Source organism: Actinoplanes sp. NBRC 101535, from assembly GCF_030269225.1.
Lineage (GTDB): Bacteria > Actinomycetota > Actinomycetes > Mycobacteriales > Micromonosporaceae > Actinoplanes > Actinoplanes rectilineatus.
In genome coordinates this window covers 98,327-120,725 of the sequence record NZ_BSSY01000012.1, presented here as the reverse complement: position 1 = coordinate 120,725, position 22,399 = coordinate 98,327, and the positions used below count along the sequence as shown (strand labels likewise).

17 protein-coding genes and 1 riboswitch are annotated in these 22,399 nt (G+C 70.1%); of the genes, 13 read left to right on the top strand and 4 right to left on the bottom strand.

What is annotated here, in order from left to right; genetic code table 11:
• The first annotated feature begins 421 nt into the window (after positions 1-421).
• Both QSK32_RS29570 and ligD read left to right on the top strand, forming a co-directional pair.
• A complete protein-coding gene (locus tag QSK32_RS29570) occupies positions 422-1,663 on the top strand; it encodes an ABC transporter substrate-binding protein (RefSeq protein WP_285473782.1) in 1,242 nt (413 codons plus the stop codon).
• A gap of 20 nt (positions 1,664-1,683) precedes the next feature.
• Positions 1,684-2,637 carry a non-homologous end-joining DNA ligase gene (gene ligD / locus QSK32_RS29565; protein WP_285473781.1) on the top strand — a complete coding sequence of 318 codons (954 nt, stop codon included), beginning with the start codon at positions 1,684-1,686 and terminating at the stop codon, positions 2,635-2,637.
• 96 nt (positions 2,638-2,733) lie between these two features.
• On the opposite strand, the gene QSK32_RS29560 is transcribed toward ligD, so the two are convergent.
• Positions 2,734-3,255 carry an SMI1/KNR4 family protein gene (locus QSK32_RS29560; RefSeq protein ID WP_045742856.1) on the bottom strand — a complete coding sequence of 174 codons (522 nt, stop codon included), beginning with the start codon at positions 3,253-3,255 and terminating at the stop codon, positions 2,734-2,736.
• Between the two features lie 156 nt (positions 3,256-3,411).
• On the opposite strand from QSK32_RS29560, the gene QSK32_RS29555 reads away from it, so the two are divergent.
• The 8 genes from QSK32_RS29555 (at position 3,412) to cobF (ending at position 14,221) form a co-directional block, all read left to right on the top strand.
• A complete protein-coding gene (locus tag QSK32_RS29555) occupies positions 3,412-6,165 on the top strand; it encodes a putative bifunctional diguanylate cyclase/phosphodiesterase (protein ID WP_285473780.1) in 2,754 nt (917 codons plus the stop codon).
• Positions 6,166-6,644: 479 nt separating this feature from the next.
• Positions 6,645-7,664 (top strand): ABC transporter permease, encoded by a 1,020-nt coding sequence (locus QSK32_RS29550; RefSeq protein WP_245673968.1) that lies wholly within the window; start codon positions 6,645-6,647, stop codon positions 7,662-7,664.
• 32 nt (positions 7,665-7,696) lie between these two features.
• Positions 7,697-9,439 (top strand): ABC transporter substrate-binding protein, encoded by a 1,743-nt coding sequence (locus QSK32_RS29545; protein WP_285473779.1) that lies wholly within the window; start codon positions 7,697-7,699, stop codon positions 9,437-9,439.
• A 75-nt stretch (positions 9,440-9,514) separates the two neighbouring features.
• On the top strand, positions 9,515-10,495 hold the full coding sequence (locus QSK32_RS29540) for an ABC transporter permease (protein ID WP_045742853.1): 981 nt from the start codon (positions 9,515-9,517) through the stop codon (positions 10,493-10,495).
• A gap of 31 nt (positions 10,496-10,526) precedes the next feature.
• Positions 10,527-11,549, top strand: coding sequence for an ABC transporter ATP-binding protein (locus QSK32_RS29535; RefSeq protein WP_045742852.1), 1,023 nt, complete (start codon positions 10,527-10,529; stop codon positions 11,547-11,549).
• A 10-nt stretch (positions 11,550-11,559) separates the two neighbouring features.
• On the top strand, positions 11,560-12,666 hold the full coding sequence (locus QSK32_RS29530; protein ID WP_285473778.1) for an ABC transporter ATP-binding protein: 1,107 nt from the start codon (positions 11,560-11,562) through the stop codon (positions 12,664-12,666).
• A gap of 13 nt (positions 12,667-12,679) precedes the next feature.
• Entirely contained in the window at positions 12,680-13,315 is a 636-nt protein-coding gene (locus tag QSK32_RS29525; protein ID WP_285473777.1) for a carbohydrate-binding protein, read from the top strand.
• 150 nt (positions 13,316-13,465) lie between these two features.
• Complete coding sequence (gene cobF / locus QSK32_RS29520) at positions 13,466-14,221, top strand: precorrin-6A synthase (deacetylating) (RefSeq protein ID WP_285473776.1); 756 nt, start codon at positions 13,466-13,468, stop codon at positions 14,219-14,221.
• A gap of 266 nt (positions 14,222-14,487) precedes the next feature.
• Here the strand turns inward: cobF and QSK32_RS29515 are convergent, their stop codons facing one another.
• The gene (locus QSK32_RS29515; protein ID WP_045742848.1) at positions 14,488-15,447 is read right to left on the bottom strand and encodes an alpha/beta hydrolase; all 960 of its coding nucleotides are present in this window, start codon (positions 15,445-15,447) and stop codon (positions 14,488-14,490) included.
• Between the two features lie 92 nt (positions 15,448-15,539).
• Here QSK32_RS29515 and QSK32_RS29510 point away from each other — a divergent pair, with 92 nt between their 5' ends.
• Positions 15,540-15,986, top strand: coding sequence for a MarR family winged helix-turn-helix transcriptional regulator (locus QSK32_RS29510; RefSeq protein WP_045742847.1), 447 nt, complete (start codon positions 15,540-15,542; stop codon positions 15,984-15,986).
• Between the two features lie 261 nt (positions 15,987-16,247).
• Here QSK32_RS29510 and QSK32_RS29505 read toward each other — a convergent pair whose 3' ends face one another.
• Complete coding sequence (locus QSK32_RS29505) at positions 16,248-16,763, bottom strand: GNAT family N-acetyltransferase (protein WP_285473775.1); 516 nt, start codon at positions 16,761-16,763, stop codon at positions 16,248-16,250.
• Positions 16,764-16,803: 40 nt separating this feature from the next.
• The gene (gene cobN / locus QSK32_RS29500; protein WP_285473774.1) at positions 16,804-20,343 is read right to left on the bottom strand and encodes a cobaltochelatase subunit CobN; all 3,540 of its coding nucleotides are present in this window, start codon (positions 20,341-20,343) and stop codon (positions 16,804-16,806) included.
• A gap of 52 nt (positions 20,344-20,395) precedes the next feature.
• Positions 20,396-20,467: riboswitch (cobalamin riboswitch) on the bottom strand.
• Between the two features lie 129 nt (positions 20,468-20,596).
• On the opposite strand from cobN, the gene QSK32_RS29495 reads away from it, so the two are divergent.
• Positions 20,597-21,781: a ferredoxin-like domain-containing protein gene (locus QSK32_RS29495; protein ID WP_285473773.1), complete on the top strand. Its 1,185-nt coding sequence runs from the start codon at positions 20,597-20,599 to the stop codon at positions 21,779-21,781.
• A complete protein-coding gene (locus QSK32_RS29490) occupies positions 21,781-22,398 on the top strand; it encodes a precorrin-8X methylmutase (RefSeq protein ID WP_285473772.1) in 618 nt (205 codons plus the stop codon). The genes QSK32_RS29495 and QSK32_RS29490 overlap by 1 nt, the downstream gene beginning before the upstream one ends.
• Position 22,399 lies beyond the last annotated feature (1 nt).

The following is a 22,399-nucleotide window of genomic DNA, read 5'->3' as shown; positions in this document are numbered from 1 at the left end:
GCCCGGCCCGACGTGCGGCCGGGGCAGCGGGAAGCTCAGGTGCATCTCGGGTGTGATCGGCGCGATCCGGGGTGCGACCGGCGCCGGTGGCTGCTCCAGTGAGGCCCGGACCGCCATACTGAAGGTGCTGCGTGTGCCCGTGTCGTCCGTCGACGTGTTCTTCCGTCGCTGGTGCAGACGACCGGCCGCATATCCGGCGCAGGCGGTGAGTGCGGCGGCCAGGCCGGCGAGGATCACGATGTCGCCCGGAGCGGTCATGTCACGATTCTGGCGAATTCGATAGACCACGAGCTATGGCCCGTTTGACGGACCACGAAGGAATTAGCTCGAAGGTTCAACCAAGATGCACCTGAAACGGCGCTGTTGACACATTTGCGTGTTTCCGGCACCGTGGTCGCAGACAGTTGATAGGGGTCCATCGATGAGCCACACCTGGCGGGTTCTCCTCGCCTTAATCCTGACCCTGACCACCGCCGCGGCCTGCGGTTCCGAGGACGAGAGCGTCCCCGAGGTGGAGATCTTCTCCTGGTGGGCCGACGGTGGCGAGAAGGCCGGGCTGGACGCCCTGGTCGACGAGTTCACCGAGCGCTGCCCCGGTGAGCGGTTCGTCAACGGCGCGGTGGCCGGCGGCGCGGGCGTCAACGCCAAGCAGGAACTCACCTCCCGCATCCAGCGCAAGGACCCGCCGGACACCTTCCAGGTGCACGCCGGCGCCGAGCTGCTCGACCACATCGACGCGGGCCAGGTCCGGGACCTCACCACCGAGTACGACACCTGGGGGCTCCGCGACGCACTGCCGGCCGGGCTGGTCGACGACCTGACCGTCAACGGCAAGATCTACTCGGTGCCGGTGAACGTGCACCGCGCCAACGTGGTCTGGGCCAACACCGAGGTCCTAGCCGCGGCCGGGATCACCCGCACGCCGAAGACCGTCGACGAGTTCCGCGCCGACCTGGCCACGCTGCGCAAGGCCGGCGTCGAGGCACCGCTCGCCCTCGGCCGGGACTGGACCCAGCTGATGCTGCTCGAATCGGTGCTGATCAGCGAACTCGGGCCGGACGGCTTCGACGGCCTCTTCACCGGTGCCACCGCCTGGGACGGCGCCGACGTGCGGGCGGCGCTGCGCGAGTACGCCGGCCTGCTCGACTACAGCAACCGGGACCGGGACACCCGGGACTGGCCGCAGGCCGAGCAGCTGCTGATCGACGGGACGGCGGCGTACCAGGTGATGGGCGACTGGGAGGCGGCCGACCTCACCGCGGACACGTACTCCTGGTTCACCTTCCCGGGCAACGGCACGGTGTTCCAGTGGCTGGCCGACTCGTTCGTGCTCGCCACCGGCGCCCCGAACCCGGAGGGCACCGACTGCTGGCTGCGCACTGTCGGCTCGGTCGAGGGTCAGCGGGCGTTCAACGCGCGCAAGGGGTCGATCCCGGCGCGGACCGACGTGCCGGGCAAGGGGTTCACCGCGTACCAGAAGGCGGCGATGAAGGATTGGCGGACGGCGACGCCGGTGCCGTCGTGTGCGCACGGCTCGGCCTGTCCGCAGGCCTGGCAGAACGTGATCAACACGGCGCTGAGCGGCTTCTCCGCCGACGGCGACCTGACGGCACTGCAGAACTCCCTGGCGACCGCCGCCGGCCGATTCGTGAGAAAACCCTGACCGACCGGCAGGATGGGAGCATGGCGGACGACCGTGACGGGGTGGCGCTGACCAACCTCGACCAGGAACTGTTCCCGGAGGCCGGCGCGACCAAGCGCGACCTGATCGACTACCTGGACGCGATGGCGGGGCGGCTGGTGCCGGTGCTGCGCGACCGGCCGCTCACGGTGATCCGGGTGCTGCGCGGCCAGGACCGTTTCGTCCAGAAGAACCTGCCGAAATACACGCCGGAGTGGGTGCCGCGGGCCTCCGTCTGGGCGGAGGCCTCGCACCGCGACGTCACCTACGCTCTCGGCAACGACCGGCGCACCCTGCTCTGGTTCGGCAACCAGCGGGCCGTCGAGTTCCACCCGGCCCTGGCCCGGGCTGCGACGCCGCAGCACCCCACCCACCTGATCATGGACTTGGACCCGCCGGAGGGCGGCACGTTCCCGCTGGCCGTGGCGGCGGCCCGGCTGGTCCGCCAGGTGCTGGCCGACGCCGGCCTGGACGGCGCGGTGAAGACCAGCGGCGCGAAGGGCGTCCACGTGTTCGTCCCACTGCCCGACGACGTGGCCGCCGACGACGTGGCCGCGGCCCAGCGTGCGGTCGCCGCCCGCGCCGAACGCCTCGACCCGGCGCTGGCCACCACCGCGTTCATCCGCGACGACCGGCACGGCAAGGTCTTCCTGGACGCCACCCGGGCGGGCGGTGCGACGGTGGCGGCCGCGTACAGCCCGCGGGCCCGTCCCGGCGTCCCGGTCTCGTTCCCGCTCGACTGGGCCGCCCTCGACGACGTCGGGCCGGCCGATTTCACCCTGCACACCGCGCCTGCCCTGCTCGACGGCCGGGACCCGTGGGCGGACACCATGCCGCCGCCCCGCCCGCTCCCGTCCGACCTGGTCGCGGAGGGCCACACCATCCCGGTCGCCCGCGTCGCCGCCATGCACGAGGGCAAGCGCCGGGCCGCGGCACGCCGTAAAGCAAACCCATGAGGGGGTACGACCTACCTCCGTACCCTGGCTGATCGCCCGCTCCGACCCTGGTCACCCCCGTGCCGCCCGCGCCGGGCTGAGCGCGCGGGGAGACCTTCAGGTGACGAGGGCGCTCCAGAAGGGGACGGTGGGGCGGGAGCGGTGGGCGGCCGGGGAGCCGATGCCGAACTCGCGGTGCAGCCAGTCGGGCAGGTCGGCGCCGTACCCGATCACGTCGGTCTGGTAGATGGAGAGGACCGGGTGGCCGGGGATGACGGCCGGCAGGTAACGGTGGGCGTAGAGCGGGATCATCCGGGGGGCGATCATCAGGGCGGCGCGGGCGGTGCCGACGCGGTCGCCGAAGGGTGCGCCCCAGCCGTCGTACCAGAAGTCGTTCTCGGCCACGTCGAAGAGGACGCCCTCGACCGGCGCGGTCAGGGCGAGGCGCAGGGCGGTGCGGTCCGGTGAGCGCCAGTCGGGCCAGCCGACACCGGTGGGCAGGCCCGCGGCGAGGAACTCGCGGTGGTCGGGGGCGAACGTGAAACCGAACTCGGACTCGATCCCGGTGATTTCGTCACCGGACAGGCCCGGCGCGATCGGGACACGGCCGGAGGCGGCGAGCAGTTCCGCTGCGGTCACCCGGACAGCCTATGCACAACGGCGGAAGATATCGAGATCCGTCCCTCGTCGGGGAACCGGCCGGATCTGAATCCGCAGGATCTCCTCAGGCCACGGCCCCGGATCCCGATGACCCGGGTTGACCACCCACCGCGGGTGGTGGACCGGAGGCGCCTGATGGCAGTCAACAGGGCAGCGCACGACCCCGACGTGGCACGTCGCTGGGTCCGTCTCTGCGTCGCGGTCGGCTCGGTCGTCGCCGTCATGGCGATTCTGATCGGCGCCGGTGTCGGTGGGCCTCGCGGGGACCATCTTCTCACCGCGTGGACCCTGCTGTTCGCCGCGGGCGCCGCGGCGGTCGCGTGCGCCTGGCGGTCCCGCCGGTTCACCGGCCGGGCGCGCTGGGGCTGGTCGATGCTGGGCCTGGGCATGGCGGTCTGGGGGTACGGCCAGTTCTCCTGGCTGACCACGTTCCTGCCGAACGGCACCCCGGTCGCGCTGCTGGGCACCCCGCACCTGAGCGTGCTGGCGATGGCCGCGCTGGTCCCGGCCGGTCTGCTGATCCTGCCCAGCTCCTCGCAGCCGCTGGTCAACCGGGTGCGCAGCGTGCTGGACGGTCTGCTGATCGCCACCTCGCTGTTCCTGGTCGCCTGGGTGTTCCTGCTGGACCCGCGGATCGAGGCGGGCGCCACCACCGGCCTGGCCTTCTATGTGAAGGCGTTCCTGCCGATCACCGAGGTGGTCATCGCCACGATGATCGTCTACATGCTCCCGCAGCAGCGCCGGCACCACGGCTGCGGCAGCGACCTGGCCTTCGTCGGTGCGGGCATGCTGGCCTTCGCGATCTCCGACGCCGGGTACGTCTTCCTCGACCTGATCGGTGACCCGCGGACCGGCAGCACGCTGCTGGACATGGGGTGGGTCGCCGGGTTCGCCCTGGTGCTGATGGGTGCCGCCCGCCCGTTCACCGGCCGGATCGCCCCGATCGAGGTCCCGCAGCGGGTGCTCACCGGCGTCGTGCTGGTGCCCTACCTGGCGATGCTGACCGCACTGGCGGCGAGCGTGATGTACCACATGCAGAACGGGCACAGCCACCCGTTCGTGACGTACAGCCGGTCGTTCCTGATCCTGCTGATCGTCGGCCGGCAGCTGCTGACCCAGTTGGAGAACCGGGCGCTCACCCGCAACCTGGAGAACCGGGTCGCCGACCGTACCGCCGAGCTGTACGCCCGGGAGCAGCACTTCCACGCCCTGGTGCAGCAGAGTTCGGACGTGGTCACGGTGGTCACCCCGGAAGCGGACGTGATCTATCAGAGCGATTCGGTGCAGCGGGTCTTCGGGTACGCGCCCCGCACGCTCACCAACCGCCGTCTGACCCAGCTGCTCGAGCCGGAGTCGGCGCTGCGGCTGGCCCAGGCTCTGCGGCAGGTGGCCGGCCGGCCGCACGCCACCACCGTGCTGGAGCTGACCGTTCCGCACCGGGACGGGCGTGCCCGGCAGGCCGAGATGACCATCACGAACCTGCTCGACGACCCGCACGTGAGTGGTCTGGTGCTGAACACCCGGGACATCAGCGAGCGGATGGAGCTGCAGGAACAGCTGGTGCACGAGGCGTACCACGACTCGCTGACCCAGCTGGCCAACCGCGCGCTGTTCCGGGACCGGACGGCCGCCGCGCTGGAGCGTTCCGGCGACGCGGTGACGGTGCTGCACCTGGACCTGGACGGTTTCAAGCGGGTCAACGACAGCCTCGGCCACCTGGCCGGCGACCAGCTGCTGGTGCAGGTCGCGGACCGGATCCGCAACTGTGTCCGGGGCGACGACATGCTCGCCCGGTTCGGCGCGGACGAGTTCGGCGTGCTGATCGACACCGGTGCCGACGAGCAGAGCGCGGAGCTGGTGGCCCGGCGCATCCTGGACGACCTGGACGCCCCGGTGGCGGTCGGTGACCGGCAGATCCACGTCCGGGCGAGCATCGGGCTGGCCGCCGCGCACCTGCTGGAGGAGCACGACGGGACCGTGCCGGCCGAGCGGGCCGAGCAGCTGATGCGCAACGCCGACCTGGCGATGCACGCCTCCAAGGCGAGCGGCGGCGGACTGTTCTCGAGTTACCGCTCGCAGATGCGGGAGGGCCTGGTCGAGCGTCTGGAGCTGGAGAACGATCTGCGGGGTGCGCTGGAGCGCAGTGAGCTGAAGCTGCACTACCAGCCCACCATCGACCTGGACACCAACGAGGTGATCGGCTTCGAGGCGCTGGTCCGCTGGCCGCACCCGGTCCGCGGCATGATCAACCCGCTGGACTTCATCCCGATCGCGGAGGCGACCGGCCTGATCGTGCCGCTCGGAAACTGGGTGTTGCGTGAGGCGTGCCGGCAGGCCGTCGAGTGGAGCGACGCGGCCGGCGGCCGTCCGCTGAAGATGTCGGTGAACGTGTCGGTCCGTCAGTTCGACCAGCCGGACTACGCGGAGAGCGTCGCCGCGGTGCTGGCGGAGACGGGGATGCCCGCCGCGCTGCTCTGCCTGGAGATGACCGAGAGCGTGCTGATGAGCGACACCGAGGCGAACCTGGAGACCCTGGTCCAGCTGAAGGCGCTGGGGCTGACGCTGGCGATCGACGACTTCGGCACCGGGTACTCGTCGCTGGCGTACCTGCGGCGCTTCCCGGTGGACACGTTGAAGATCGACCGGTCGTTCGTGGAGCGGCTCGGCGTGATCGCCGACGACACCGCGCTGACCGACACGATCGTCCGGCTGGGCAAGAGCCTCGGCATGGCGACCGTGGCCGAGGGCATCGAGGAGTTCGGCCAGCTGGCGGCGCTGCGGCAGATGGGCTGCGGGTTCGCGCAGGGGTACTACTTCTCCCGGCCGGTGCCGGCGACCGAGGCCGGCCGGCTCTTCCTGGAGGGTGCGGACATCACGCAGACCGCCTGACCCTTCCGGTCCGGTACCGATCACGAACCGTCCCGCCCCGCAACCGCCGGGGCAGGGCGGTTCGTGTGCTTTCCGCGTACCCGGAAAAGGGGTCGGTTTTGGTGTCCGGGAAACCCGACTCAACTGTTAACAAACTCGAATCGTCCAGTTAAAAATTGCCTGCCGACCATTCCGACACAATTTTGAAAGAATGTTGTTACGTCGCGGTAGCCTGCGATGCCTAGAGCGACTTACCGGACAGATGCTTACATAAGCTACACCTAGATAGGCGTTTTGCCGGAATTTCATGCCCTTTGCGCAAGATTTTTCCGGGAGAGCTATGACCCGAACGGTATGCCCGCAGGCAGTCTCCGTTATTAATTCGATGCGTCAAGTCATTTCCCGCGACTCGGTTCGCGACTACCTTTCCGAATCGCGAGATCGAAAAGCCTCACAGCCACGGCGCGTGCGAGGTATGTCGTGACGGAGGTACTTGGCGCGTGGACACTTCAACTGAGGGGCTGGCCCCACCGGCCCCACCGGCATCGAACGCCGTGGCCGTCGCGCCGGGCGCCCCGAAACCGGCCGGGCAGCGGGGCAAGTCGCCGACCGCGATCGCCTTCGCCCGGCTGCGCCGCGACCGGGTGGCGATGGTCAGCCTCGGGATCTTCCTGTTCTTCGTGCTGATCGCGATCTTCGCGCCACTGCTCGCCAAGCTGGAGGGCCAGTCCCCCACCGAGCTGCACATCGACCTGATCGACCGGAACGGGTACCCGATCATCGGCGTCACCGGTGACCACTGGTTCGGCATCGAGCCACGGCTCGGCCGTGACCTGTTCGCCCGCTGGGTCTACGGCGCCCGGCCCTCGCTGATCGTGGCCGGCCTGGTCACCCTGCTCACCACGATCATCGGCGTCACCATCGGCCTGATCGCCGGGTTCGTCGGCGGCTGGACCGACCGGATCCTGTCCTGGGTCATCGACTTCGTGCTCAGCCTGCCCTACCTGCTGTTCGCCATCGCGGTGCCGGCCGTGCTGCTGACCGTCTTCGTCGGCAACGCCGAGGGCGCCGACGCCACCCAGGTCGCCGAGATCCGGTTCGTCTCGCTGATCCTGGTGCTCTCCTTCTTCGGCTGGGCCGGCCTGGCCCGCCTGATCCGCGGCGAGGTGCTCTCGCTGCGGGAACGCGAGTTCATCCAGGCCGCCCGGGTGCTCGGCGTGCCGACCCGTCAGGTGCTCTTCAAGGAGCTGCTGCCCAACCTGGTCGGCCCGATCATCGTCTCGGCGTCGATCGCCCTGCCCAGCTACATCGTCACCGAGGCCGGTCTGACCTTCCTCGGCGTCGGCCTGGTCGAACCCACACCGTCGTGGGGTTACACCATCTCCACCGCCGTGACGTTCTACCGGGCCCACCCCATCTTCCTGTGGGTCCCGGTCATCGGCATCACCGTCCTGGTCCTGGCCCTCAGCCTGCTCGGCGATGCCATCCGGGACGCGTTCGACCCCCGAACCAGGCGCTGAACCGCTTTTCAGAAAGCACAGAAAGAGGAGAAATGGCGAGCCGTTTGACAATGGCCGCGGCGGTGGCCGCTGCCCTGACGCTGGGGGTCGCGGGCTGCAGCAGCCCGTCGTCCAACAACAGCGCCGACAAGAACGAGGACACCGGCACGATCAGCACGCAGACCGCGGCGATCGACGCCACCGCCAAGGGCCCGGCGCCCGAGGTGGCCGGTGCCAAGAAGGGCGGTGTGCTGACGGTCTACTCCCAGTCGACGCCGAACACGATCGACCCGACCGACATCTACTACACCGACTCGAACGAGATCAGCAAGCTGCTGTTCCGCACCGCGACCCAGTTCGCGATCCGCGACGGCAAGCCGGTGCTGGTCCCGGACCTGACCGACGTCGGCACGGTCTCCGCCGACAAGCTGACCTGGACCTTCAAGTTCGTCACCGGGCAGAAGTACGAGGACGGCTCCGAGATCAAGATCGAGGATCTCTCGTACGCGATCAAGCGCTCGTTCGCGAAGGACCTCTACGCCAACGGCCCGGCGTACCAGCTCGCCTACTTCAAGGACGGCGACACCTACAAGGGACCGTACGCCGGTGGTGACACCTACGCCGGCGTCGAGACCCAGGGCGCCGACACCCTGGTCATCCACCTGGCCAAGGCGTTCCCCGACCTGCCGTTCTACATGTCGTTCCCGATGTTCACGCCGATCCCCAAGGCGAAGGACACCAAGGCCGACTACAAGAACAAGCCCATCTCCACCGGTCCGTACAAGATCGAGTCGTACACCCCGGGCACCCAGCTCAAGCTGGTCAAGAACGAGAACTGGGACGCCGCCACCGACCCGGTGCGCCACCAGTACGTCGACGGCTGGGACTTCAAGTGGGCCGGCGACGACGTCAAGACCCAGCAGCAGGTCCTCAACAGCAACGGGCCGGACGCCAACGCGATCAACTACGCCGACGTGGACGCGTCGCTGATCCCGCAGCTCACCGGCGAGAAGAGCAGCCAGTTCGTCCAGGGTGAGTCGCCCTGCACGTACACCTGGCAGCTGGACTCCACCCAGATCCCGCTCGAGGTCCGCAAGGCCATCGCCAAGGCCTGGCCGTACGACCAGACCTGGAAGGCGGCCGGCGTCAACGACTACATCGGTGAGGCGGCCAGCACCTTCATGCCGCCGAGCGTCCCCGGCTACCAGAAGTACACCCCGGTCGAGGACCTGACCGGTCTCGGCAACGGCGACCCGGCCGCGGCCAAGAAGCTGCTCGAGGCGGCCGGCAAGGTCGGCTTCGAGGTCAGCTGGTACTACGACAACACCAAGCCGATCCCGCAGCAGGTCTCCCAGGTCCGCGCGGACGCGCTGACCGCGGCCGGCTTCACCGTCAAGGCGATCGGCGTCCCCACCGCCGAGCTGCGCACCAAGATCTCCGACTACGACGCCCCGGTCAACATCGCCCAGGGCCCGCGCGGCTGGTGCTCCGACTGGCCGTCCGGCGGCAGCTGGATCCCCGTCCTCTTCAAGTCCAGCGCCGTCGCCGACGGCACCAGCATGGGCGAGCTGAAGGACCCGGCGCTGGACGCGAAGATCGACGCGGTCGCCAACCTGGCCGTCGAGGAGTCCACGTCGAAGTGGGCCGCCCTCGACGAGGAGATCATGAAGCAGTACGTCGCGATCCCGTTCTACTACACCAAGTTCGGCATCGTGATCGGCACCAACGTCGGCGGCACCCAGGCCGACCCCACCATGGGCATGCCGCTCTTCACCGACATGTTCCTCAAGGGCTGACGCTCTGATCCACGGCGGCCCGGCCCTGCCCCGGGCCGGGCCGCCGCTCTTGATTTCATCCTCGGAGGATCTGCGGTGCTGCTCTACATCCTGCGCCGGCTGGCCAGTGCGATCTCGGTCGTGATCGTGACCCTCGTCGCCAGCTTCGCGCTCTTCTTCCTCGCGCCGACCGACCCGGCCGGTGTGATCTGCGGCAACCGCTGCACCGCGGAACGCCTGGAAGCGATCAACGAAAGCCTCGATCTGGACCAGCCCGCGCTCACCCAGATCGGCCTCTACATGAAGGGCATCGTCGTCGGACGGGACTACGTCACCGCCGGCGGCGTGGTCACCGAATGTTCGGCGCCGTGCCTCGGCTACTCGTACACGCTCGGCCAGCCGGTCACCAAGATGCTGGCCCAGGCCCTGCCGGTGACCATGTCGATCGTCTTCGGCGGTGCGATCGTCTACTTCTTCGTCGGCGTGATCACCGGGACGCTGGCCGCCAAACACCGCGGCAGCCCCCTCGACAAGATCACCGTCGGCGGCAGCCTGCTGATCAACTCGGTGCCGTACTTCGTGGTGGCGCTGCTCGTCGCCCTCTACGCGACCGTGCTGCCGACCTCGGCCTACCACCCGTTCCTGGACAACCCGGTGCTCTGGGCGAGCGGACTCCTCGCCGCCTGGCTCACCCTCGGGCTCACCAACGCCGCCAGCTACACCCGGTACTCGCGAGCCTCGATGATCGAGACCCTCGGGCAGGACTACATCCGGACCGCCCGCTCCAAAGGCATCAGCGAGCGCCGGATCGTCTACCGGCACGGCGTCCGCGCCGCCCTCACCCCGGTGATCACCATCCTCGGCCTGGACATCGCGTTCCAGCTGACCAACGCCCTGTTCACCGAGAGCATCTTCGGGCTGCCCGGCATCGGGCTGCTCACCCTGCGGGCCTTCGCCCAGTACGACCTGCCGGTCCTGATGGGCGGCGTGCTGCTCGGCTCGGTCGTGCTGGTCCTGATGAACCTCGTGGTGGACGTCGTCTACACGTTCCTCGACCCGCGGGTCCGGCTCGGATGACCTTCCCTTCGCTCAGGAAAGCGGCACGATCATGACGCCCTATCTCGAGATCACCGACCTGCAGGTGGAGTTCCCCACCCAGGACGGCACGGTCCGCGCCGTCCAGGGACTCAGCTACGCCCTGCCGCTGGGCCGCACCCTGGCGATCGTCGGCGAATCCGGCTCCGGCAAGAGCGTCTCCAGCATGGCCGTGATGGGCCTGCACGACCCGCGGTCGACCCGGATCACCGGCTCGATCAAGGTCGGCGGCAAGGAGATCGTCGGCATGTCCGAGCGGAACCTGATGGCGTTCCGCGGCGCCGACGCCTCGATGATCTTCCAGGACCCGCAGTCGTCGCTGCACCCGTACTTCACCATCGGCGACCAGATCATGGAGTCGTACCGGGCGCACCACCGCGTCTCCCGCAAGACCGCCAAGGCGCGGGCGATCGAGATGCTCGACCGGGTCGGCATTCCCAACCCGGGACGCCGCGTCGACCAGTACCCGCACGAGTTCTCCGGCGGCATGCGGCAACGCGCGATGATCGCGATGGCCCTGGTGAACGACCCGAAACTGCTGATCGCGGACGAGCCGACCACCGCCCTGGACGTGACCGTGCAGGCGCAGATCCTGGACCTGATCGCCGACCTGCAACGCGACTTCGGATCGGCGGTCGTCTTCATCACCCACGACCTCGGGGTGGTCGCCGAGATCGCCGACGACGTGCTGGTCATGTACGCGGGCAACGCGGTCGAACACGGACCGGTCAAACAGATCCTGGGGACGCCGCTGCACCCGTACACCTGGGGGCTGCTCGAAAGCATCCCGGCGGTGTCCGGCACACCGGGGCCGCTGCACCCGATCCCCGGATCGCCGCCGAGCCTGCTCGCGGTGCCGAACGGATGCGCCTTCCACCCGAGATGCGAATTCCGGGACCGGGTGGCCGACGGCCTGTGCGGGGAGAAGCTGCCCGACCTGGTCGCGCGGACCGCGGACCCGGACCGGCTGTCCCGCTGCCACCTCACCGGACCCGACCGGATCTTCGAAACCGACATCCTGCCCCGGCTCCCTTAGGACCAGTGCCATGAGTACACCGCTGCTTGAACTCGACGACGTCACGATGCACTTCCGGATCAAGGGCGACGGGCTGTTCTCCCGGGGCACCAACAAGGTGCGGGCCGTCGACGGGGTCAGCCTGACCCTCCAGCCGGGCGAGACGCTGGGCCTGGTCGGCGAGTCCGGCTGCGGCAAATCCACCACCGCCCGCCTGATCACCCGGCTCCTCGAACCCACCTCCGGGAAGATCAATTTCGACGGTACGGACATCGCTCACCTGTCCGAACGGCAGCTCCGCCCGTTCCGCCGCCAGATCCAGCTGATCTTCCAGGATCCGTACTCGTCGCTGAACCCGCGGCACACGGTGGGCACGATCGTGGGCACCGCCCTGCGCACCCACGACATGGTCCCGAAGAGCGGCGAACTCAAACGGGTCCAGGAACTCCTCGAGATGGTGGGGTTGAACCCGGAGCACTACAACAGGTATCCGCACGAGTTCTCCGGCGGCCAGCGCCAGCGCATCGGCATCGCCCGCGCCCTGGCGGCCCGGCCGAAGGTGATCGTGGCGGACGAGCCGGTGTCCGCCCTGGACGTGTCGATCCAGGCCCAGGTGATGAACCTGCTGGAGAACCTGCGCTCGGAACTGGGCATCGCCTTCGTGTTCATCGCCCACGACCTGGGTGTGGTCCGGCACTTCTGCGACCGGGTGGCAGTGATGTACCTCGGTCGCGTCGTGGAGGAAGGCCCCCGCGACGCGCTGTACGAGCAGCCGCACCACCCGTACACGCAGGCACTCCTCTCGGCGGTCCCGGACATCGGCGTGGTCCGGGGCGTACCGCCGCGTGAACGGATCCGCCTGGTGGGCGACGTGCCGAGCCCGGTGAACCCGCCGTCGGGGTGCCGCTTCCGGACCCGCTGCTGGAAGGTGCAGGACATCTGCGCCACCGCAGAGCCCGAACTCGCCATCCCCGCACTGGTACGGCCCCCTGCCGTTCCGGAGTCCCCGGCGACCGCGGTCACGCCTGATGCGGTCTCCGCTTCCGTGCCGGAGCCCGTGGCAGCGATGTCGGGACAGCTCACGGCCTGTCATTTCGCCGCACCGCCGGTCGCGCCGGTGGTCGCCCAGCCGGCCTGATTACCCTTGGCGGGTGGACCCTCGTACTCCGACCGTCTACCGCACCCAGTCGTGGCGGACCCGGCGCCGGGCACTCATCGTGCTCGGCGTCGCCGTTGTCCTGCTGCTCGGATACCTGATCGGCCGCTGGCAGGACAGCGCGGCCGAGCCGGCGGCGGCGGTCCTTCCCCCAGCTCCCACCGCATCGTCTCCGGCCCCCGACCCCTCACCCACCGTCTCCCCCTCAGCGTCCCCGTCACCCGTCGCGGTCGAATATCCGCTGCTCCAGGCAGAGTCGGCCACCGAACTCAACGGCGTCGAGACCGAGGACACCCAGGACGAGGGCGGTGGCCGGAACGTCGGCTGGATCACCCGCAACGACTTCATGCGGTTCGACGACTTCGCCTTCGGCGAGGTCCCCGCCACGAAGGCCCGCATCCGGGTCGCCTCCGACACCGGCATCAGCGGCCGCATCGAGATCCGCCTCGACAGCCGCGACAACGCCCCGGTCGGCGAGATCTCGGTCAGCAACACCGGCGGCTGGCAGAACTGGCGAACCGACACCGCCGCCCTCACCGACGTGACCGGCACCCACACCGTCTTCATCACCTTCACCGCCCCCGACGACAGCGAATTCCTCAACGTCAACTGGATCCGGTTCGACCACTGACCTTCCCCTCGGCGGCACTGCCGCGAACGCGAGGGACTCCGGGGAGAGACAGCGAGGTGGGGCGGCCGCCTGCCGGGTCCGGGGCAAGAGGCAGTGGGGGTTGACAGGCTGGGTCGGGGCAGGGGGAAGACGTGAGGCAGACTGCTAGGCGTGCGGAAGATCTATGTAGTCGGCATCGGCGCGGGCGACCCGGACCATCTGACCCTGCAGGCGGCGAAGGCGATCGGGCGGACCGATGTGTTCTTCCTGCTCGACAAGGGCGAGACCAAGGCGAGCCTGGTGGAGCTGCGCGAGCGCCTGATCAAGGGGTATTCGCAGCCCCGGAAGCGGATCGTCGAGGGACGCGATCCGGATCGGGATCGGACGCCCGCCGACTACACCGGCACGGTTGCCGACTGGCGGCATCGGCGGTCGCTGGTGCTCGAGGAGCTCATCGCCGCGCACCTGAAGGACGGCGAGACCGGGTCGATCCTGGTGTGGGGGGATCCTTCGCTGTTCGACTCCACGATCGCGATCCTCGAGGAGATTCTGGAGCGCGGCGAGACCGTGTTCGAGTTCGAGGTGATTCCCGGCATCAGCAGTGTGTCCGCGCTCGCCGCCAAGCACCGGATCGGGCTGAACCGGGTGGGGCAGCCGTTCCAGGTGACCACCGGGCGGCGTCTCGCCGAGGGCTGGCCCGAGGGGGTGGACGACGTCGTCGTGATGCTGGACGCGCAGCATGCGTTCACCGGGCATCCGGAGGCCGACATCTACTGGGGCGCCTACGTGGGCACCTCCGACGAACTGCTGGCGTCGGGCCGGGTCGGCGACGTCGCGGACGAGATCGTCGAACGGCGTACGGCGGCCCGCGAGGAGCACGGTTGGATCATGGATACCTACCTGCTCCGTCGGCGTCCGACCCGGTAGACGATGTCTGCCGGGCCGGAAACCGCCAACGGAGAACAGCGGCGCGTGCCAGGACAGGACCTGTGGGCGCCCTGGGTGTGCTGGGACTGGCGGGACGGGAGACAGGCGGCCTGCGCGGGCTCCCACGGTGGACGGGGGTGCGGTCCGAGTGCTCCGGGCGTACACCCGGCAGGAGCGCGGGAAGCGCGCCTGCCCTGACCCCCAGCGGTCGACTCGGACCCTGGCCCCCAGCGGTCAGCTCGGAGAAGACCCCTCGGAACGAGGCGTCAGCTCTGCAGGGCCTTGCGCAGGGCCGTGACCGCCTGGGTGATCGCGGCCTCGGCGGCGTTGGTGCCCCGCAGGGCGTTGAGCATCACGAAGTCGTGGATGATGCCCTGGTAGCGGGTGGCGGTCACCGGGACACCGGCCTCGCGCAGGTTCGCGGCGTAGGCCTCGCCCTCGTCGCGGAGCACGTCGGCCTCGCCCGTGATGATCAGGGCGGGCGGCAGGTTCTCCAGCTGGGCGGTGGTGGCACGCAGCGGGGATGCGGTGATCTGGGCGCGTTCGGCCGGGTCGGTCGTGTACTGGTCCCAGAACCACTGCATGCCGTCGCGGCGCAGGAAGTATCCCTCCGCGAACTCGTGGTAGCTCGGGGTGTCGAACGCGGCGTCGGTGACCGGGTAGAACAGCAGCTGGAACGTGACCGGGACGTCGCCTCGTTCCTTCGCCATCAGGGTGAGGGCCGCGGCCATGTTGCCGCCGACCGAGTCGCCGGCCACGGCCAGGCGGGTGGCGTCGAGGCCTTTCGACGCGCCGTCGGTGACCACCCAGCGGGCGACCGCGTAGTTCTGTTCGATCGCGACCGGGTAGCGGTGCTCGGGTGACAGGTCGTACTCGGGGAAGACCACCGCGGCGTTCGCGCCGACGGCCAGTTCGCGGACCAGGCGGTCGTGGGTGTGGGCGTTGCCGAACACCCAGCCGGCGCCATGGATGTAGACGATCACGGGCAGCGTGCCGGTCGCGCCGGCGGGCTTGACGATGCGCGCCTTCACCGAGCCGGTCGGGCCGCCCTCCACGGTGATCCACTCTTCGTCGACAGCCGGCTTGTCGATCTCGCCGGACTGCACCTCGTCGACCGTCTTGCGACCCTCGGCCGGGCCCAGGTCGAACAGGTAGGGCGGGTTGGCGGTGGCGGCGGCGAACTCGGCGGCCGCGGTTTCCAGTACCACTCGCGGGGTAGTGCTCATGACGAACCTCCTGGTCAGACGGCTTACCCGGATAAAACTAGCTCACGATTAGATCGTGCACAAGTTAATCGACCAAGTGGTATGGTGCGGTCATGGAGGACCTGATCTGCTTCGCGCTGTACGCGGCCTCACGTTCGGTGACCGCGGTGTACCGGCCCCTGCTGGAACGGCTCCACCTGACGTACCCGCAATACCTGGTGATGACGGTGCTGTGGCAGCGCGGCGCCAGCCCGATCAAGGAGATCAGCGGGGCGCTGCAACTCGACTACGGCACGCTGACGCCGCTGCTCAAACGGCTGGAGACGCTCGGTTACGTGCGGCGCGAACGACGGCCGGACGACGAGCGCAGCGTCATCGTCACCCTGACCGCCGAGGGCGAGGCGCTGCGGGAGCAGGCCCGGGACGTGCCGATCGAGATCACGCAGGCGATGGGGCTGACCCCGGAGGCGACCGCCGTGCTGCGGGACACCCTGCGGCAGATCACCGAGAACACGGCCGCTTACACCGCGTCGCAGACCCGGTCGAACGGCTCCGCGTAGGCGAAACCGGCCGGTGAGTCCCGGCGAGACGTGTCACCCGGGCGATCTCCGCACCGCACACCACCCCACACAGCTGACGAGCAGTCCGCTCACGTCGGCGAACTGCTCGTCAGCAGACGAAAGGCGACAGGTCGCCGGGAGAACCGGAACCCGCTCAGGAAGCGGGGTAGAAGTTCTCGCAGGCTGACCGCCTTGGTGTAGAAGCTGTAGTCGGCCAGATCGTATACGGCGTCACGGGTGGGATCGGCACGGATCGAACCGTTACACGCGGCTGAACGGCTCCGCGTACGCGAAAGGTCCCCGCATCGAGGGTGACCAGGCCGCCAAGGTCCGGATCTGGAAATACGGCGCCCACTCGGCGACCGGCGGCGTCACCGCGACATCGGCGGCCGGGCGGAACCCGAACCGGCCGTAGTAGGCCGGATCGCCGAGCAGGATCACGGCGGGCTCGCCCAACGCGTCCGCCGCGCCGAGCACCGCGTGCACCAGCGCCTTGCCGACGCCGCGGCGCTGATGGTCCGGGTGGACGCTGAGCGGGCCGAGCCCGAGCGCCGGACGGCCGCCCAGCGATGCCCGGGTGCAGACCACGTGACCCGCCACCGCCGCGTCGATCTCGGCGACCAGGGAGAGCGCGGGAATCCAGCCGTCGGACGCCCGCAGCTCGGTGACCAGGGTCGCCTCGACCGGCACACCCGCCGCGCCCGCCTTGCGGAAGGCCGCGGCCGTCACGTCGTGGACGGCCGGGATGTCAGCGGGGATCTCGCGCCGGATGAGCATCGGGCCAGCCTCGCGCCCGACGCCCCTCCGGGCAAACGATTTACGCGGTGCCGTCCTCCAGGTCGCCCTCGGTCTCCAGGTAGATCTCCTGCAGCGCGGCCAGCGTCGCAGGCTCCGGCGAGTCCCACAGCTTGCGTTCGGCCGCCTCCAGCAGCCGCTCGCTGATGCCGTGCAGCGCCCACGGGTTCGACTGCTTCATGAACGCCTGGTTCTCGGCGTCCAGGACGTAGTTCGCGGCGAGTTGCTCGTACATCCAGTCGGTGACCACGCCGGCCGTCGCGTCGTACCCGAAGAGGTAGTCGACGGTCGCGGCCAGCTCGAAGGCGCCCTTGTAGCCGTGCCGGCGCATGGCGGCGATCCAGCGCGGGTTCACCACCCGGGCCCGGAAGATCCGCGCGGTCTCCTCGGTCAGGCTGCGGGTCCGTGCCTGGTCCGGGTTGGTGGAGTCGCCGATGTACGCCGCCGGCGCCTTCCCGGTCAGCGCGCGAACCGTGGCGATCATGCCGCCGTGGTACTGGAAGTAGTCGTCCGAGTCGGCGATGTCGTGTTCGCGGGTGTCGATGTTCTTCGCCGCGATGTCGATGCGCCGGTACGCGTTCTCCATGTCGTCGCGCGCCGGAACCCCGTCCAGTCCGCGCCCGTACGCGAAGCCGCCCCACACCGCGTACACCTCGGCCAGGTCGGCGTCGTCGCGCCAGTTCCGGCTGTCGATCAGGGGGAGGATGCCGGCACCGTACGCGCCCGGACGCGACCCGAAGATGCGGGTCGTGGCGCGCCGCCAGTCGCCGTGGGTGTCCTGGTCGCGCAGGGCGTGGTCGCGGACGAAGTTGTCCGGCTCGTCCAGGGCGGCGACCATCTGGAAGCCGTCGTCGAGCATCGCCACGACGTGCGGGAACGCGTCCCGGAAGAAGCCCGAGATGCGGACCGTGACGTCGATCCGGGGGCGGCCGAGCTCCTCGCGGGGGATCGGTTCGAGTCCGGTGACGCGGCGCGATGCCGGGTCCCAGACCGGCCGGACACCGATCAGGGCCAGGATCTCGGCGATGTCGTCGCCGGCGGTCCGCATGGCGCTGGTGCCCCAGGCGGAGAGGCCGACCGAGCGGGGCCAGTCGCCGTAGTCGTCGCGGTACCGCTTGAGCAGGGATTCGGCCATCGCCTGGCCGGTCTCCCAGGCGAGGCTGCTCGGGATGGCCTTCGGGTCGACGGAGTAGAAGTTGCGGCCGGTCGGCAGCACGTTGATCAGGCCGCGGAGCGGGGAGCCGCTGGGGCCGGCCGGGACGTAACCGCCGTCGAGGGCGTGCAGGACGTGGGTCAGTTCGTCGGTGGTCCGGGCCAGCCGCGGCACCACCTCGGACGCGGCAAACTCCAAAACTCGGATTACATCCGCATTATCCGACAAATCCGAAATGCCGGAAGTGGGCCACCCGCGGTCCTCCATCGCGGTCACCAGCGCCCGGGCCTGCTCCTCGACCGCGTCGGTCTCGGCCGTCGAGGCGTCCTCGGCCAGACCGAGAGCCTCCCGCAGACCGGGCAGCGCCGCGACCTTCCCGGCCCACATCTGCCGGGCCCGCAGCATCGCCAGGACCAGGTTGATCCGCGCCTCACCGGACGGCGCCGCACCGAGGATGTGCAGGCCGTCGCGGATCTGGACGTCCTTCACCTCGCACAGCCAACCGTCGATGTGCATGATGAAGTCGTCGAACTCCTCATCGTCGGGACGGTTGGACAGCCCCAGATCGTGGTCCATCTTGGCGGCCTGGATCAGCGTCCAGATCTGCGCCCGGATGGCCGGCAGCTTGGCCGGGTCCAGTGCGGCGATGTTCGCGTGCTCATCGAGCAGCTGCTCCAGACGGGCGATGTCGCCGTACGACTCGGCGCGGGCCATCGGCGGGATCAGGTGGTCGACGAGCGTCGCGTGCGCCCGGCGCTTGGCCTGGGTGCCCTCGCCCGGGTCGTTCACCAGGAACGGGTAGATCAGCGGCAGGTCGCCGAGCGCCGCGTCGGTGCCGTCGGAGGCGGACATGCCGACGTTCTTGCCCGGCAGCCACTCCAGGTTGCCGTGCTTGCCCACGTGCACCACCGCGTGCGCGCCGAACGAGTCGGCCACCCAGCGGTACGCCGCCAGGTAGTGGTGCGACGGCGGCAGGTCCGGGTCGTGGTAGATCGCGACCGGGTTGGCGCCGAATCCGCGGGGCGGCTGCACCATGACGACGATGTTCTCGTCCTGGAGAGCGGCGAGCACGATGTCGCCGTTGTCGGTGTAGAGCTCACCGGGCGGCGGCCCCCAGTGCTGGATCATGCTCTCCCGGAGATCGTCCGGGAGGGAGGAGAAGAACGAGGCGTAGGAATCGCCGGAGATGCGAACCTTGTTCTCGGCAAGATGATCTTCAGTCAGCCAGTCCGGATCCTGCCCACCGGCCGCGATCAGCGCGTGGATGAGCCCGTCGCCGTCGTAGGACGTGAAGTCCCCGACCCGGTAGCCACGGTCACGCATGGCCGCCAGCAGCGCGACGGTCGACGCCGGGGTGTCGAGGCCGACGGCGTTGCCGATCCGCGAGTGCTTGGTCGGGTAGGCCGAGAGCATCAGGACGATCTTGCGAGAAGCCGGCGGGATGTGCCGCAGCCGGGCGTGTGCCACGGCGATGCCCGCCACCCGCGCGGACCGCTCCGGGTCGGCGACGTAGACCGACAGGCCGTCCGGGTCGATCTCCTTGAACGAGAACGGCACCGTGATGATCCGGCCGTCGAACTCCGGGATCGCCACCTGGGTGGCCGCGTCCAGCGGCGACAGGCCGTCGTCGCTGGCCTCCCACGCCGCCCGCGAGCTGGTCAGGCACAGCCCCTGCAGGATCGGCACGTCCAGGTCGGCGAGCACGCCGACGTCCCACGCCTCGTCGTCACCGCCGGCGCTCACCGTCGCCGGCTTGGTGCCGCCGGCCGCCAGCACCGTCACCACCAGGGCGTCCGCCTTGCGCAGCTCGGCCAGCAGGTCCTCGGACGCGGTCCGCAGCGACGCCGTGTAGATCGGCAGCGCCCGCGCGCCCTTCGCCTCGATCGCCTGGCAGAGCGCCTCGACGAACGCGGTGTTCCCGGCCATGTGGTGGGCGCGGTAGTACAGAACAGCGACGGTGGCCTCTGCCGGAGCGGAGGACGACGGCCGCTCGAGGATCCCCCACTGCGGCGCGGAGACCGGCGAGGCGAACCCGTTGCCGGTCAGCAGCACCGTGTCGGAGAGGAAGTCGTGCAGCGCCGCCAGGTTGTCCCGGCCGCCCTCGGCGAGGTAGAGGTGCGCGTCGGCGGCGACACCGGCCGGGACCGAGGAGAGTTTCATCAGGTCGGCGTCCGGCGCCATCTCGCCACCGAGGACGACGACCGGCAGCGAACCGCCGAGCAGCTCGTCCAGGCCCTCCTCCCAGGCGCGACGGCCGCCGAGGATGCGGACCACGACCAGGTCGACACCGTCGAGCAGGGCGGGCAGGTCGTCGACCGAGGTCCGGGCCGGGTTGGCCAGCCGCCAGGCCGAGCCGCTGGCCCGGGCACTGAGCAGGTCGGTGTCGGATGTCGACAGCAGCAGAAACACGCGCGCTCCCCCTCGGGGTCCGCGCCCCGTGGTAGTCGGATCACGGCGACCGGAGTTCCTGGCTCCCGGGCGTGGACACCCGGTGACAGTGGCGGGACCGCGCCGGACTCGCACCGGCTTCCTCCGCGGCATCGCCGCTCGTGACCCTCCACCTTTCCGAACCGCGACACCCGGCGTCAAGGCGGGGTGCGCTTCGCGACCCTGCCGACCCGAGGATGCCTCATGATCGGCGCTCGCACGTAGGATCCGGGCCGTGGCCCGCCTGCTGAGAACGTCCGACACCGACGCCTGCCCCGGAGCGCTGCGGCTGCATCCCGCGGCCGACGGCCTGGTGGCGCGCGTCCGGCTGGTCGGCGGCATGCTCACCGGCGGCCGGCTGCGCGCACTGCGTGTGCTGGCGCAGGAGCTCGGCGACGGCTGCCTGGAGCTGACCTCACGGGCGAACCTGCAGATCAGAGGCCTGCAAGCGGAGGGCGCGGAGATCCTGGCGGCCCGCTTGCGCGATGCCGGGCTCCTCCCCTCCCTCACCCACGATCCGGTACGCAACATCGCGGCGCCGCCGCTGGCCGGACCGGGGCTCCGCGCTCTGGTGGCACGGCTGGACGACGCGATCCTGGCGGATCCGGGCCTGCCCCGCCTTCCCGGGAAGTTCCTTTTCGCGATCGGCGTCGTCCCGATCGCCTCGGACGTGGCAGCGGTTCCGGCGGGTGACCGGTTCGCGATCCGGTTCGCCGGCCACGACACCGGGCTGCGGGTCGCCGCGGACCGGGTGGTGTCCACGATGGTCGCCGCCGCGCACGCCTTCCTGGCCGAACGGGAGGCCCAGCGGGGTGACGGCCCGGCCGTGTGGCGCCTGCGGGAACTCGACGACGGGCCGGCCCGGGTCACCGGGCGACTCGGCCTGGTCACCGAGCCGGTGGCGGTGGCGGCGCCGGTCCCGGCCGTCGAGCCCGGCGGGCTTCTCGGCGTGCTGGAGCAGCCGGACGGCGGATACGCGGCCGGGGCGCTGGTGCCACTGGGCCGGCTCACGCCCGTACCCATGGAGGTCCTGGAAGCGGCCGATCAGCTGGTGGTGACCCCCTGGCGTGGGGTGATCGTGGCCGATCTGAGCCGGAGCGCGGCGGCCGCCTGGACCGAACGCCTGATCGCGGCCGGCCTGGCCACCGCGGCAGACTCACGCTGGGTCGGGGTGACCGCCTGCGCCGGGCTGCCGGGCTGTGCGAGGTCGCGGGCCGACGTGCGCGCCGACGCCGCGACCGCGAGCCGGTTCGTGGACGGCCTGCCGGTGCACTGGGTGGGTTGCGAACGGGGCTGCGGCAGCCCGATGGGACGGCATGTCCGCGTCGAGGCGACGACTGACGGTTACCGGGTGGATGACGCACCCGTGCGAGAAGAGCAGGAGCTGGGAGACTTGGTGGCGGCGGCGAGGACAGCGTGATGGAGTACGAACGCGACGGCGCGGAGATCTACCGGCGGTCGTTCGCGACCATCCGGGCCGAGGCCGACCTCGCCCGGTTCCCGCAGGACGTGGCCCGCGTGGTGGTCCGGATGATCCACGCCTGCGGCATGGTCGACCTGGTCGACGACGTGGACTACAGCCCGGGGCTGGCGGTGGCCGCCCGCAAGGCGCTGCTCGACGGTGCCCCGATCCTGTGCGACGCGGAGATGGTGGCGTCCGGGGTGACCCGCAAGCGCCTGCCGGCCGGCAACGCGGTGGTGTGCACGCTGCGCGACCCGTCGGTGCCCGGCATCGCCGAGCGGATCGGCAACACCCGCAGCGCGGCCGCGATGGATCTGTGGGGCGACCGGCTGGGCGGTGCGGTGGTGGCGATCGGCAACGCGCCGACCGCCCTGTTCCGGCTGTTGGAGATGATCGACGCGGGTGCGCCCCGGCCGGCCGCGGTGCTCGGCATCCCGGTCGGTTTCATCGGCGCGGCCGAGTCCAAAGAGGCTCTGGCGGCGTCGGGTCTGGAATATCTGATCGTGCGGGGACGGCGGGGTGGCAGCGCGATGACCGCGGCCGCGGTGAACGCTCTCGCCTCGGAAGCGGAATAGG

What these genes read in the sequence shown, in the direction of transcription:
- QSK32_RS29570 (WP_285473782.1), top strand. Translation starts at nt 422, where the DNA reads ATGAGCCACACCTGGCGGGTTCTCCTCGCCTTAATCCTGACCCTGACC.
- ligD (WP_285473781.1), top strand. Translation starts at nt 1,684, where the DNA reads ATGGCGGACGACCGTGACGGGGTGGCGCTGACCAACCTCGACCAGGAA.
- QSK32_RS29555 (WP_285473780.1), top strand. Translation starts at nt 3,412, where the DNA reads ATGGCAGTCAACAGGGCAGCGCACGACCCCGACGTGGCACGTCGCTGG.
- QSK32_RS29545 (WP_285473779.1), top strand. Translation starts at nt 7,697, where the DNA reads ATGGCGAGCCGTTTGACAATGGCCGCGGCGGTGGCCGCTGCCCTGACG.
- QSK32_RS29535 (WP_045742852.1), top strand. Translation starts at nt 10,527, where the DNA reads ATGACGCCCTATCTCGAGATCACCGACCTGCAGGTGGAGTTCCCCACC.
- QSK32_RS29530 (WP_285473778.1), top strand. Translation starts at nt 11,560, where the DNA reads ATGAGTACACCGCTGCTTGAACTCGACGACGTCACGATGCACTTCCGG.
- QSK32_RS29515 (WP_045742848.1), bottom strand. Translation starts at nt 15,447, where the DNA reads ATGAGCACTACCCCGCGAGTGGTACTGGAAACCGCGGCCGCCGAGTTC.
- QSK32_RS29510 (WP_045742847.1), top strand. Translation starts at nt 15,540, where the DNA reads ATGGAGGACCTGATCTGCTTCGCGCTGTACGCGGCCTCACGTTCGGTG.
- QSK32_RS29505 (WP_285473775.1), bottom strand. Translation starts at nt 16,763, where the DNA reads ATGCTCATCCGGCGCGAGATCCCCGCTGACATCCCGGCCGTCCACGAC.
- QSK32_RS29490 (WP_285473772.1), top strand. Translation starts at nt 21,781, where the DNA reads ATGGAGTACGAACGCGACGGCGCGGAGATCTACCGGCGGTCGTTCGCG.